10 protein-coding genes are annotated in these 13,509 nt (G+C 73.6%); all 10 read right to left on the reverse strand.

Going from position 1 to position 13,509, the window contains the following annotated elements:
• A partial coding sequence (gene ftsZ / locus BN12_RS09900) for a cell division protein FtsZ (RefSeq protein WP_083454545.1) occupies positions 1-1,017 on the reverse strand: 1,017 nt, incomplete at its 3' end.
• A 366-nt stretch (positions 1,018-1,383) separates the two neighbouring features.
• Positions 1,384-2,142, reverse strand: a complete 759-nt coding sequence (locus BN12_RS09905; RefSeq protein WP_048552083.1) for an FtsQ-type POTRA domain-containing protein — start codon at positions 2,140-2,142, stop codon at positions 1,384-1,386.
• Complete coding sequence (murC, locus tag BN12_RS09910; RefSeq protein WP_235432363.1) at positions 2,139-3,599, reverse strand: UDP-N-acetylmuramate--L-alanine ligase; 1,461 nt, start codon at positions 3,597-3,599, stop codon at positions 2,139-2,141. The genes BN12_RS09905 and murC overlap by 4 nt, the downstream gene beginning before the upstream one ends.
• Positions 3,600-3,618: 19 nt before the next feature.
• Entirely contained in the window at positions 3,619-4,731 is a 1,113-nt protein-coding gene (gene murG, locus BN12_RS09915) for an undecaprenyldiphospho-muramoylpentapeptide beta-N-acetylglucosaminyltransferase (RefSeq protein WP_048552087.1), read from the reverse strand.
• Entirely contained in the window at positions 4,728-5,990 is a 1,263-nt protein-coding gene (gene ftsW / locus BN12_RS09920) for a putative lipid II flippase FtsW (RefSeq protein ID WP_048552089.1), read from the reverse strand. Before ftsW ends, murG begins: the two co-directional genes overlap by 4 nt.
• 6 nt (positions 5,991-5,996) lie before the next feature.
• Positions 5,997-7,481: a UDP-N-acetylmuramoyl-L-alanine--D-glutamate ligase gene (gene murD, locus BN12_RS09925; protein WP_235432364.1), complete on the reverse strand. Its 1,485-nt coding sequence runs from the start codon at positions 7,479-7,481 to the stop codon at positions 5,997-5,999.
• Positions 7,478-8,560, reverse strand: coding sequence for a phospho-N-acetylmuramoyl-pentapeptide-transferase (gene mraY, locus BN12_RS09930; RefSeq protein ID WP_048552093.1), 1,083 nt, complete (start codon positions 8,558-8,560; stop codon positions 7,478-7,480). Before mraY ends, murD begins: the two co-directional genes overlap by 4 nt.
• Positions 8,557-10,008, reverse strand: coding sequence for a UDP-N-acetylmuramoyl-tripeptide--D-alanyl-D-alanine ligase (locus BN12_RS09935; protein ID WP_048552095.1), 1,452 nt, complete (start codon positions 10,006-10,008; stop codon positions 8,557-8,559). Before BN12_RS09935 ends, mraY begins: the two co-directional genes overlap by 4 nt.
• Positions 10,005-11,582, reverse strand: coding sequence for a UDP-N-acetylmuramoyl-L-alanyl-D-glutamate--2,6-diaminopimelate ligase (locus BN12_RS09940; protein ID WP_048552097.1), 1,578 nt, complete (start codon positions 11,580-11,582; stop codon positions 10,005-10,007). The genes BN12_RS09935 and BN12_RS09940 overlap by 4 nt, the downstream gene beginning before the upstream one ends.
• Before the next feature lie 11 nt (positions 11,583-11,593).
• Positions 11,594-13,509: peptidoglycan D,D-transpeptidase FtsI family protein (locus BN12_RS09945; protein ID WP_235432365.1), on the reverse strand; the 1,916-nt coding region annotated here is incomplete at its 5' end.

Below are 13,509 nucleotides of genomic sequence, written 5' to 3' on the forward strand. Positions count from 1 at the left end.
CGGCTGCACCGCAGGGCGCCCGCCCGCCTGGACGGTGCCGATGGCGCGCTCGTCGACGCGCCGCTGCGGCGAGCCGCCGTCGAAGCCGGCCGCGATGACGGTGACGCGGACCTCGTCGCCGAGCGCGTCGTCGATGACCGCGCCGAAGATGATGTTGGCCTCGGGGTGCGCGGCCTCCTGGACGAGGCGCGCGGCCTCGTTGATCTCGAAGAGCCCGAGGTCGCTGCCGCCCTGGATGGACAGCAGGACGCCGTGGGCGCCGTCGATGCTCGCCTCGAGCAGCGGCGAGGAGATCGCGAGCTCGGCGGCCTGGACCGCGCGGTCCTCGCCGCGGGAGGACCCGATGCCCATGAGGGCGGAGCCGGCGCCCTGCATGACGGACTTGACGTCGGCGAAGTCGAGGTTGATCAGGCCGGGCGTCGTGATGAGGTCGGTGATGCCCTGGACACCGGAGAGGAGCACCTGGTCGGCGCTGCGGAACGCGTCGAGCATCGAGACCCCGCGGTCGCTGATCGACAGCAGCCGGTCGTTGGGGATGACGATGAGGGTGTCGACCTCCTCGCGGAGGTTGCCGATGCCCGACTCGGCCTGGTTGGCGCGCCGCCGTCCCTCGAAGGTGAACGGACGGGTCACGACGCCGATCGTCAGCGCGCCGAGGCCCTTGGCGATCCGGGCGACGACCGGCGCCCCACCCGTGCCGGTGCCGCCACCCTCACCGGCGGTGACGAAGACCATGTCGGCTCCCTTGAGGACCTCCTCGATCTCCTCGGCGTGGTCCTCGGCCGCCTTCTTCCCGACCTCGGGGTCGGCGCCGGCCCCGAGCCCCCGGGTGAGGTCGCGGCCGACGTCGAGCTTGACGTCGGCGTCGCTCATCAGGAGCGCCTGGGCGTCGGTGTTGATGGCGATGAACTCGACGCCCTTGAGCCCGACCTCGATCATCCGGTTGATCGCGTTGACGCCACCACCGCCGATACCGACGACCTTGATGACGGCGAGGTAGTTCTGGGGTGATGCCACGGTGGCGCCTCTCCTGTGGTGCTCTGCGGTGCAGTGTCGTCTGCGGGTGGACGGGTGGTGCGGTGCGCCGGTCGGGCCGACACGCGGGGCGAGCCCGGGATGAAACTCTTGAGGTCACGTCGACGGTTATGCTTCCGTGACCATCTCGTGGCAGCGACGCTAGGCGGTGCAGCGAGGTCAAGCAACGAGGCTATGGGCGTGTCGCGCCTGCGTGTCCCGGCATTTCTGCGCCACCCTATCTCGATTGCCACCACAGCCTCACCGGCCCCATGGATCACAGCCTCCCGGGCCTGGTCCGTGACGCATCCCACAGACCGGATCCCGCGATCCGGATCCCGCGACCGCGGGATGTCGGAGTGCCCCGCGCTACTTGGACACGGGCGTCTGCGGAGCCGAGACGTCGATGACCGAGGGGGTCGGCGTGCTCTTCAGGAGCGCCTCGATGATCCGGATCTTCAGCGACTCCTCCCCTGCGCCGCCCCAGACGACCTCGGTCCGGCCGTGCCGGAAGGTGACGAGGTTCGCCGAGCTGACGGTGATGTCCGACACGTCGCCGTCGAGGCTCGGCGGGAGGGCGCGCACGACGCTCAGCGCGGCGGCGAGGGCATCGTCGCTCACCCCCGCGCTGCTCGCGGCCGTGACGACCGGGACGCCGGCCGGTCGGGTGGACACCTCGGCATACCGGACACCGGAGGAGTCGACGACCTCGAGGCCACCGTCGGGGTTCTGGAGGACGAGCGCCGGCGTGCGGTGCACGGCCGTGATGACGAGCGTGTGCGGCCAGGACCGGGAGACCGACGCCTCGGCGATGGCGCGCCGGGCCCGGGCCTGCTCGGCCACGGCACCCGTGTCGACCCGGGCCAGCGGCCGGCCGACGGTCTCCTCGCCGATCGCGCGGAGCGCGCCCGCCTCCTCTCCGGAGACGCCCTCGACGCGGACGTGCGTGACGGTGAGCACCGAGGAGAACCCGACGAGCCAGACGCAGCCCGCGACGAGGGCGACGGCGAGAAGCGCGCCGAGCAGCCGGCGGACGATGCGCCGGCGCCGGGCCCGGGCACGCTCGGCGAAGCGGGCCGCGCTCGGTGTGACCCGGCGGGCGGCGCGGCGGTCGGCGACGTTGGTCATGACGTCCTCCGTAGTGCATCGACGACCTGGGGGGCGAGCCGCGTCACGTCGCCCGCGCCGACGACGAGGACGAGGTCCCCCGACACCGCGCGGTCGGCGACCGACAGCGGCACCGTGGCGGCATCGGCCTCGACCTCAACCAGAGCCTGAGGGTTCAGCCGGGTGACGACGTCCCCGATGAGCGCGCTCGTCACGCCCGGGAGCGGCTCCTCTCGGGCGCCATAGACGGGCAGGAGGACGACGTCGTCGACCTGGGCCAGCGCCGCCCCGAACCCCTCGGCGAAGTCGCGGGTCCGGCTGAACAGGTGGGGCTGGAAGACGACGCGGACGTGATCGCGGCCGACGAGCTCGATCGCGCTCGCGACGAGGGCGGTCACCTTGCCGACGTTGTGGGCGTAGTCGTCGACAACGGTCACCCCGCGAGCCGTTCCCGCCGCCTCGAAGCGCCGGCGCGCGCCCGTGAAGGCCCGCAGCCCCTCGAGGACGTCGGCGGGACCGGCGCCGAACCCCTCGACCGACGCCGCATAGGCGGCGGCCGCGTCGAGGAGGTTGTGGTGCCCGGGCACGGACAGGACGAGCTCGCGGGACACCGCGTCGGTCCCGACGATCCGGGCACGCGCGCCGAAACCGTCGGCGGTCCGGTATGCCGGGAGGACCTCCTCGAGCCGGACGTCGGCCCCGGCGTCCACGCCGTAGGTGAGCACCCGGCGGCCACTCCCCCGGTCCTCCGCCGCGAGGGCGAGCGACCCCGGGTCGTCATGGCAGGCGACGAGCAGCCCGCCGGAGGCCCGGGAGCGGGCGAACGCCGCATACGCCGCCCGCACCTGCTCGAAGGTGCCGTAGAAGTCGAGGTGGTCCGGCTGCACGTTGGTCACGACGGCGACCTCGGGGCGGTAGGCGAGGAACGACCCGTCGCTCTCGTCGGCCTCGACGACGAACGGCTCCCCCTCCCCGAGGCGCGCGTTGACGTCCCAGGGCGGGACGTCGCTGCCGATGGCGAACGACGGGTCGAGGCCCGCCGCGTCGAGGGCGACGGCCGTCATCGCCGACGTCGTCGTCTTGCCGTTCGCCCCGGCCACCGCGACGGCGCGGAACCCGGCCGCGACCGACGCGAGCGCCTGCGAGCGGTGCAGGACGCGCAGGCCGCGGGCACGAGCCGCGACGAGCTCGACGTTGTCGTCGCGCACCGCCGAGGAGACGACGACCGTGTCCACCCCGGAGAGGTATGCGGCGTCGTGGCCCACGTGGACGACGGCGCCCTCGTCGCCGAGGGCACGGAGCACCGGGGAGTCCTTCGCGTCCGAGCCGCTGACCTCGAGGCCCGCGGCGAGCAGCAGCCGCGCGACGGCCGACATGCCCGCCCCGCCGATGGCCAGCAGGTGCACCCGGCCCAGCTCGCGCGCCGGGACGACGGGACCGGTCACGTCGAAGCGGGCGTTCCGGATCGACGCCGGCACACCGCGATCCGTCGAGGCGTCAGCCATCGACGGCCCCCGGGCCGAACGCCTCGTCGACGAGGTCCGCGAGCTTGTCGTCGCCGCCGCGCTCCCCGACCGATGCCGAGGCGGAGGCTATCGACGCGAGCCGCTCGGCGTCGAGGGCGAGCGGGACGAGGGTGGCGGTGACCCACTCGGGAGTGACGGACGCGTCGTCGACGACGATCCCGCCCCCGGAGGCCACGACGTCCGCGGCGTTGAGCCGCTGCTCGCCGTTGCCGATCGGCAGCGGCACGTAGACGGCGGGCAGCCCGACGGCCGTCAGCTCGCAGACCGTCCCGGCCCCCGCCCGGGCGACGACGAGGTCGGCCGCGGCATACGCGAGGTCCATCCGGTCGGCATACGGAAGGACGACGTAGGGAGGCCGGTCGCCGTCCGTGGACCCGTCGAACTCCTTGCCCCGGCCCGAGACGTGGAGCACCTGGACCCCGGCGTCGCGGAGCGCCTCGACGCGGGCGGAGAAGGCGTCGTTGAGCCGCTGCGCCCCGAGCGACCCGCCGGTCACGAGGACGGTCGGGCGGTGGTCCCTCAGCCCGTATGCCGCGAGGGCCTCCCCTCTGCGGGCGGCGCGGTCGAGGGTCGAGATCTCCCGCCGCAGGGGCATGCCGACGCGGCGGCCGTGCCGCAGCGACGTGGAGGCGAAGGTCGTCCCGACATAGGGCGTGAGGCGCGCGCCGAGCCGGTTGGCGATGCCGGGGCGGGCGTTCTGCTCGTGGACGACGATGGGGATGCGACGGCGCCGGGCCGCGAGGTAGGCCGGCGTGGAGACGTACCCGCCGAACCCCACGACGACCTGGGCGCCGGACTGCTCGATCGCCGCGTCGGCTGCGGCGACGGCGGCGCGCAGGTTGCGCGGCAGCCGTAGCAGGTCGCCGGACGGCTTGCGGGGCAAGGGAACTCGCGGGACGGTGAGCAGCGGGTAGCCGCGCTCCGGCACGAGCCGCGACTCCAGGCCCTCGGCCGTGCCGAGCGCGGTGACCGAGACCGACGGGTCGCGCCGGCGCAGGCAGTCGGCGAGGGCGAGCAGGGGCGACACGTGGCCCGCCGTCCCGCCACCGGCGAGGAGGACCGACGCCGGGGTCGCCCGGCTCATCGGCGCCGACCCGCCCGGGAGCGCCGGGCCGGCACGACGGCGAGGGAGCGCCGGACGACGGACGACCTCGCGGCCAGCGCGTCGCGGCAGCCGGGCTCGGCCCGGGCGAAGGAGATGAGCACCCCGAGGGCGAGCATCGTCGTGATGAGGGAGGAGCCACCCGAGGAGACGAGCGGGAGGGGGACGCCGATGACCGGCAGCAGCCCGATGACCGAGCCGATGTTGATCATCGCCTGGACGACGATCCAGCACATGATCCCGGCGGAGGCGATCCGCACGAAGTTGTCGCCCGTCCGCGCGGCGATCCGGAAGCAGGCGAACGCCAGCGCGCAGAACAGCGCGAGGACGACGAGCGTGCCGAGGAGGCCGAGCTCCTCCCCGATGATGGCGAAGATGAAGTCGTTGTGCGGCTCGGACAGGTAGCTCCACTTCTCCCGGCTCGCGCCGAGGCCGAGCCCGAACCAGCCGCCGTCGGCGAGGGCATACCGTCCGTGCAGCGGCTGGCGGTAGGCGCCCGTCGGGTCGGTGTCCCGCCCGAGCCACACGTCGAGGCGGCTGAGCCGGTTGGAGCTCGTGACGACGAAGACGGTGACGACGGCTGCCGCGAGGGCGAAGGCGCTCGCGAAGTACTTCCCCGGCACCCCGGCGGCGAACATCATCCCCCCGACGATCGCGGCGAGGATGAGCACCGTGCCGAGGTCGTGGCCGACGAGGACGAGCCCGAGCGACAGGGCGACGACGGGGACGAGGAACGGGAAGAGGATGTGGCCGAACCGGTCGAGGAGCCGTCGCTTGTTGCCGAGCATCAGCCCGCCGGTGAGGACGAGCCCCAGCTTGATGAGCTCGGAGGGCTGGATGGTGACCGGGCCCAGCCGGATCCAGTTGCGGTTGCCGAGCACCGAGACGCCGAGGGGGGTGAAGACGAGCAGCTGGAGGAAGAGGGCGCCGATGAGCGCCGGTATCGCGAGCCGCTTCCACAGGCCGGTCGGGAAGCGGGAGGCGATCAGGAGCGCGACCCCGCCGAGGACGGCGAAGACGGCCTGGGTGCGGGCGATGGAGTACGCGGACCCCGCGTCGGTGTCGTGGAGCGACTGGACCATCGACGCCGAGAGGACCATGACGAGGCCGAAGAGGACGAGGGCCCCGGTCACGGCGAGGAGGAGGTAGTAGGTCGTCGTCGGGGCGTCGAGCCGGCGGGCCCACTGCGCCATGCGCTCCCTGGCCGCCGCCCCCGAGGAGGGAGCCACGTCGCTGGACACCGGCGCTCAGCCCTTCGCGCGACCGGCGTGCCGCAGCACCGCCTCGGCGAACGCGTCGCCGCGCGCACCGTAGTTCTCGAACATGTCCATGGATGCCGCGGCCGGCGCGAGAAGCACGACGTCCCCGGGGCGGGCCAGCGCGGCTGCGCGCGCGACGACGAGATCCATGGCCCCAGTGTCGGTGGAGTCGAGGTCGACCACCGGGACATCGGGCGCGTGTCGGGCAAGAGCCTCGGCGATCCGCGCCCGGTCCCGGCCGATGAGGACGACCCCCCGCAGCCGGGCGGCCGCGGTCGCGACGAGATCGTCGACGTCGGCGCCCTTGAGGAGCCCGCCGGCGACCCAGACGACCTGCTCGTATGCCGTGACGGACGCGGCGGCCGCGTGCGGGTTCGTCGCCTTCGAGTCGTCGACGTAGCGGACGCCGTCGACGGTGGCGACGTCGGCGATCCGGTGGGGGTCGGGGCGGAAGCCGCGCAGGCCGTAGCGGACCGCGACCGCCGGGACGCCGTGCGCTCGGGCCAGCGCGGCGGCGGCCAGGGCGTTGGCGACGTAGTGCGGCGCGACGTCGGAGCCGTCGCCGCGGAGGTCGGCGATGGTGCACAGCTCGGCCGCGCTCGTCCGGCGGTCCTCGACGAAGGCCCGGTCGGCGAGGACGTCGTCGACGAGACCCACCATCGACGGCGCAGGGACCCCGAGGGTGAATCCCACGGCGCGGCAACCCTCCTGGACCTCGGCCTCCTCGACGAGCCGCTCCGTGCGGGGGTCCTCGACGTTGTAGACGCACGCGACCTCGGTGCGCTCGTAGACCTTGCCCTTGGCCCGGGCGTACTCCTCGAGGGAGCCGTGCCAGTCGATGTGGTCGGGCGCGATGTTGAGGCACGCCGACGCCCGCGGCGCGAGGGAGCTCGACCAGTGCAGCTGGAAGCTCGACAGCTCGACGGCGACGACGTCGTAGGGCTGCGGGTCGAGGACGGCCTCCATGACGGGCGTCCCGACGTTGCCCGCGGCGACGGTGCGCAGGCCGGCCGCCCCGAGGATGGCCGCGAGCATCCGGACCGTCGTCGTCTTGCCGTTGGTCCCGGTCACGGTGATCCAGGGGGCCGCGCCCTGCGCCGGCCGGAGGCGCCAGGCGAGCTCGACCTCGCCCCACACGGGGACGCCCCGAGCCGCCGCGCCGGCGAGGAGCGGCTGGTCGGGCCGCCAGCCGGGAGAGGTGACGACGAGGTCGGCCCCGCCCTCCGGCATACCGTCGGCGGCCCCCGGGCCGAGCCGGAAGGAGGCGCCGAGGACGTCGAGGATCTGCCGCCGCTCGGCACCCGCGCTGCCGGCGGCGGGCGCGACGGCGTCGACGACGGTGACCGACGCTCCCCGCTCCAGGAGCGCGTCGGCCGCGGCGAAGCCGCTGACGCCGAGCCCGGCGACGACGACCCGCAGGCCGGACCAGTCGGCGTCCCGGTGGGTGAGCCCGGCGACACGGGACGCGGTCACTGGCTGCCCACCACCCACTCGGCGTAGAAGAGCCCGAGCGCGAAGGCGACGAAGAGCCCCGCGATGATCCAGAACCTGATGACCACCGTGATCTGGTCCCATCCCAGCATCTCGAAATGGTGGTGCAGCGGCGCCATCCGGAAGACGCGTCGGCGGGTCGTCTTGAACGAGGCCACCTGGATGATGACCGACAGGGTCTCCAGGACGAACAGGCCGCCGAGGATCGGCATGAGCAGCTCGGTGCGCGAGGTGATGGCCAGGCCCGCGATGGCGCCGCCGAGGGCGAGCGACCCCGTGTCGCCCATGAAGATCTTGGCCGGCGCGGCGTTCCACCAGAGGAACCCGAAGCAGGCGCCCATGCCGCACGCCGCGACGACGGCGAGGTCGTGGGCGTCGCGGACCTCGTAGCACTTGATGCCCGGGTTGGTCTGGCAGTTCTGGTTGAACACCCAGATGCTCACGAGGACGTAGGCGCCGAAGACCATCGTCGAGACCCCCGTCGCGAGACCGTCGAGGCCGTCGGTGAGGTTCACGCCGTTGGAGGCGCCGGCGATCATGATGTTCGCCCAGACGACGAAGAGGAGCAGGCCGACGACGGGGCCGGCGAAGGCGAGGTCGAGCCGCGTGTCGCGGACGAAGGAGATGTGCGTCGAGGCGGGGGTGCGGAAGTTGTCGTTGGGGAACTGGAGGGCGAGGACGGCGAAGAGGATGCCGACGATCGCCTGGCCGGCGAGCTTCTGACCCGACCGGAGGCCGAGGCTGCGCTGCCTGGAGATCTTGAGGAAGTCGTCGAGGAAGCCGACGAAGCCCAGGCCGGCCATGAGCCCGAGGACGAGGACGCCGCTCACCGTGGGGGCGGTCCAGGTGACGAGGTGGGCGACGGAGTAGGCGAGGAGGCAGGCGAGGATGATGATCGCCCCGCCCATCGTCGGGGTGCCGCGCTTCGTGTGGTGCGACGTCGGGCCGTCGTCGCGGATGAACTGGCCGTAGCCCTTGCGGACGAGGTACTTGATGAACATCGGGGTGCCGAGGAGGCCGACGACGAGGGAGACGACGGCGGCGATGAGGACGGCCTTCATGCGCCGGCCTCGCCCGGGCCACCTGCCACAGCGGTCTCCTCCGTCCGGCCGGCGATGCGGTCTCCGAGCCACCGTAGCCCCGCGTCGCGGCTGGACTTGAGCAACACGGCGTCACCGTCCCGCAGGTCGCCGGCGATGAGGTCGTATGCCGCGTCGGAGTCGGCGACGAAGCTCACCTGCGTCGGCGGACCCGTCGTCCCGGCCGTCGTGGCCTCGCGGGCCGCGTCCGCCATCGGCCGGGCCGTCTCGCCGACGACGACGAGGCGGTCGACGCCGCGGCGGACGGCCTCGCGCCCGACCTCGGCATGGTCGGCGTCCGACTCCTCGCCGAGCTCGAGCATCGTGCCGAGGACCGCCCAGCGGCGTCCGGTCACGGCGAGGTCGGCGAGCGCGGCGAGCGCGGCCCGCATCGAGTCGGGGTTGGCGTTGTAGGCGTCGTTGACGACCGTCACGCCGTCGGGCCGGGTCGTGACCTCCATCCGCCACCGGCTCACCGGCGTCGCGGCGCCGAGGGCGTCGGCCACCGCGTCGAGCCCCACACCGCATTCGAGGGCGACGGCGACGACGGCGAGCGCGTTGCCGACGTGGTGCCGGCCGACGAGTCCGAGCGAGACGGGTGCTTCGCCGGCCGGGGTCACGAGGCGGAACGACGGCCGGCCGCCCGCGTCGACGGTGACGTCGACGGCCCGGATCTCGGCGTCCTCCGCCAGGCCGACGAGGACGACCCTCGCGGCCGTCCGTCCGGCCATCGCGCGGACGACCGGGTCGTCGGCGTTGAGCACCGCGACGCCGTCGCCGGGCAGGGCCTGGACGAGCTCGGCCTTCGCGACGGCGATCGCCTCGCGCGAGCCGAACTCGCCGACGTGGGCGGTCCCCACGTTGAGGACGACCCCGATCCGGGGCGGGGCGACCCCCGTGAGGTAGCGGATGTGCCCGATGCCCCGGGCCCCCATCTCCACGACGAGGAACCGGGTCGTCGGCGTGACCCGGCATACCGTGAGGGGCACCCCGACCTCGGAGTTGAGCGACCCGACGGGCGCGACCGTCTCACCCGCGGTGGCGAGGACCGACCCGAGGAGGTCCTTGGTACTCGTCTTGCCCGACGAGCCGGTCACCCCGACGACGGTCAGGTCGGGGCACCGGTCGACGATCCCGCGGGCGAGGGCCACGAACGCCGCCTGGACGTCGTCGACGACGACGCACGGGAGGTCCTCGACCGGCCGGCTCGTCAGCGCCGCGACGGCGCCATTGTCACGGGCCGGCCCGACGAAGCGGTGACCGTCGGCGTGCTCGCCGATCCGGGCGACGTAGAGGCTCCCCGGGCCCGCCTCCCTGGAGTCGGTGACGACGGGTCCGTCGACGACGAGCCGGTCGGCCTCCGGGGCTGGTATGCCGTGGAGCACGCCACCGGTCAGCGCGCCGATCTCGGCCAGGGACAACGGAATCACGACAGCCTGCGCTCCTGCTCGGGACGGGCGAGAACCTCGTCGAGGGCCTGCCGGAGCGCCTCGCGGTCGTCGAAGTGGTGGACGACGCCCGCGACTTCCTGGCCCGTCTCGTGGCCCTTGCCCACGACGGCGACGGTGGCCCCCCGCCCGGCGTCCGCCGCCCGCACGGCGGCGCGGATCGCCGCGGCCCGGTCGCCCACCTCGAGGACCTCGACGCCGCGCTCCGTGGAGGCGGCCGTCGCGCCCGCGAGGACGGCCGCCCGGATGAGGGCGGGGTCCTCGCTGCGCGGGTTGTCGTCGGTGACGATGACGACATCGGCGTGCTCCGCCGCGGCGCGGCCCATCGCCTCCCGCTTGCCGCGGTCGCGGTCGCCGCCGGCACCGAGGACGACGACGAGAGGGCCGGGCGTCGTCGGGCGCAGGGCGGTGAGTGCGGCCGCCACCGCCTCGGGCGTATGGGCGTAGTCGACGAGGGCCGTCGGCACGTCGCGGCCGGCCACCCGCACGCTCGGCCGGACCCGCTCCATGCGGCCGGGCACGTGGGGGTCGGTGAGGACGGCGCGCTCGGCGTCCTGCGCCGCGACCCCGAGCTCGAGGAGGACGAGGGCCGCGACGGCGGTGTTGACGCGGTTGAACTCCCCGGGCAGGGCCGACCGCAGCGACAGCTCGGCGCCCGGACCCGACAGCGTGAACCGGGCCGGATCGGCCGCATCCGGACGGACGACCCAGTCGGCCTCGACGCCCGGATGCGAGGTGAGGGTCGTCACGGGGATCGCGGCGCTCGCCGCGAGCTCGCGTCCCCATGCGTCGTCGACGCAGACGATGCCGCGACGCGCCCGCTCGGGGGTGAAGAGGGAGGCCTTGGCGGCGAAGTAGTCCCGCATCGTCGGGTGGAAGTCGAGGTGGTCCTGGGAGAGGTTGGTGAAGACGGCGAGGTCGTAGACGACGCCGTCGACACGATGCATGACGAGGGCGTGGCTGCTCACCTCCATGACGCACGTGTCGATCCCCCGGGCCGCCATGACGGCGAGGAGGGCGTGCAGGTCGGTCGCCTCCGGCGTCGTCCGGACGCTCCGGACCCGCTCCTCCCCGATGCGGATCTCGACGGTCCCGATGAGTCCGGTGCGTCGGCCGAGGGCGTCGAGGGCGCAGGCGACGAGGTGGGCCGTCGTCGTCTTCCCGTTCGTCCCCGTGATGCCGACGAGCCGGACGGGCAGGTCGGCCGTCCCGTAGACGGCCCGCGCCACCTCGCCGAGGACCAACCGGGGGTCGTCGACGACGACGAGGGGGCGGTCCAGCCCGGCGGCCCGGACGATCCCGGCACCCGCCGGGTCGGTGAGGACGGCGGTCGCCCCGAGGTCCACGGCCCCGGCCGCGAAGGAGGCGCCGTGGGCGTGGGCCCCCGGCAGCGCGGCATACAGGTCTCCCTGCCGGACCCCCCGGGAGTCGAGGCTCACGCCGGTGACGACCGTCGACTCGTCGCCGAGCACGAGGGCGTCGGACAGGCCCGCGACCGCTGCGAGCAGGTCGGCGAGGCGAGTCCGGGTGGCGGGCTCGGGACGCGGGAAGGCCACGGTGTGCGAGCCTACCGAGTGCCGTCGGGGTACTTGTCGTACAGCACCCCGGGCTGGCCGGCGACGGGCTTGGTCGCCGGCTGCAGGCGCAGCGACGGGCGCTTCGTGCCGGTCGGCGGGATCCGCAGCTCCTGCAGGGCATACGTCATGACGTCGTGGAAGACCGGCGCGGCGACGGTGCCGCCGTAGGTGCCCTTGATCGGGCGCTGGACGATGACCGACACGACGACCTGGGGGTCGTCCGCCGGCGCGTAGCCGATGAAGCTCGCCGTCATGCCGTTGCCCGTGTAGACGCCGTTCACCGCGCGGTTGGCCGTGCCCGTCTTGCCGGCGACCCGGTAGCCGGCGACCTGAGCGGCCGGCGCCGTGCCGTCCTTGCTGACGACGCCTTCGAGCATCTGGGTCAGCTCGCTCGCGACGTGGGCCGGGATGACCCGCTCGCTCGCGGGCTTCGCCGTGGGCACGAGGGTGCCGTCCTTGTCCCCGACCGCCTGGACGAGGCTCGGGGTGACGCGGACGCCGCCGTTGGCGATCGTCTGGTAGACCGACGTCGCCTGGATCGCCGTCACCGAGAGGCCCTGCCCGAACATGACGGTGTACTTCTGCGCGTCGTTCCAGTCCTTGTAGTTCGCGAGCAGGCCGGGCGACTCCCCGGGGAACGTGCTGCCGCTCACCGAGCCGAACCCGAACTTGCGCAGGTAGGAGTACATCGTCGGGGAGTGGACGGTCTCGCCGACGAGCATCGTCCCCATGTTGCTCGACTGGGCGAGGACGCCGGCGACGGTGCGGTACTCCGTGCCGTGGTCCTCCGCGTCGTGGAAGTGGGTGTCGTCGCCGCCGCGGATGAGCTCGCTCGGGATGATGACCGGCGTCGACGGGGTGACCTTGCCCTCGGCGAGCGCCGCGGCCATCGTGACGACCTTGCCGGTCGAGCCGGGTTCGAAGACGTCGGTGAACGCGAGGTTCGACAGGCTCCCCTTCGCCTGCCCGACCTTGTTCGGGTCGAACGTCGGGTACGACGCGACGGCGAGCAGCTTGCCGTCCTTCACGCTCTGCACGACGACCGTCCCCGACAACGCCTGCGTCTTCTGGACCGTCTGGGCGAGGGCGTTCTGGGCGTACCACTGGATGTTGGAGTTGATCGTCAGCTGGACGTCGTGCCCCGGCACGGCGGGCGTGAGGTGGTGCTGCCCGTCGGGGATCGGCGTGCCGTCCGCGCCCTTCTCGTAGACGTCCTCGCCGTTGCTGCCGCTGAGGTCGCGGTTCTCCAGCAGCTCGATGCCGCCGCCCGCGCGCTGGTCGTTCGTGACGAACCCGACGAGCGAGGCGGCCGTCGTCGACAGGGGGTAGTTGCGCACCGACGACCGGTCGTTCGGGCCGACGTAGACGCCGGGGATGTCGAGGTCCTGGACCTTGCGCCACGTGCCGGCGCTGACGTTCTTGGCGATGATCCGGTACTGCAGGTCGCCGGAGAGCTCGGGGACGAGGGTGTTGGCCGGTATGCCGAGGATCGGCGACAGCGCGGAGGCCGCCTTGGCGACGGCCTCCGTGGAGGTGTCCGCGGAGCACGTCGGCAGGCCCGTGCCGTAGGTGCAGACCGCCTGCTGGTTGACGCTGATCGTCATCCGCTCCTCGCTCGAGGCGAGGACGGTGCCGTTCGCGTCGAGGATCGAGCCGCGGACCGCCGGGATGACCGTCCTCCCGAGCCGCTCCTTCAGCGCGGCCTGGGACACCGACCCCGAGTCGAACCCCTGGATGCGCACGAGCTGTGCGGCGAAGATGCTGAAGACGAAGAGCGTGGCGAGGACCATGACGCGGATCCGCCGCCGTGGGTTGGCGACCTTGGCGATGCGCCGCGGCGGGCGTCGCGGGCCGCCGGATCCCGGTGCCCGGCGGGGGGCCTGACGAGCGGTGGCACGGGCGCCCG

The organism is Nostocoides japonicum T1-X7 (genome assembly GCF_001046855.1).
In the GTDB taxonomy this organism is placed as follows: domain Bacteria; phylum Actinomycetota; class Actinomycetes; order Actinomycetales; family Dermatophilaceae; genus Nostocoides; species Nostocoides japonicum.

Bases quoted from the DNA above. Each gene is read 5' to 3' on its own strand.
- mraY (WP_048552093.1), bottom strand. From the start codon at position 8,560: ATGAAGGCCGTCCTCATCGCCGCCGTCGTCTCCCTCGTCGTCGGCCTC.
- BN12_RS09905 (WP_048552083.1), bottom strand. From the start codon at position 2,142: ATGACCAACGTCGCCGACCGCCGCGCCGCCCGCCGGGTCACACCGAGC.
- murG (WP_048552087.1), bottom strand. From the start codon at position 4,731: ATGAGCCGGGCGACCCCGGCGTCGGTCCTCCTCGCCGGTGGCGGGACG.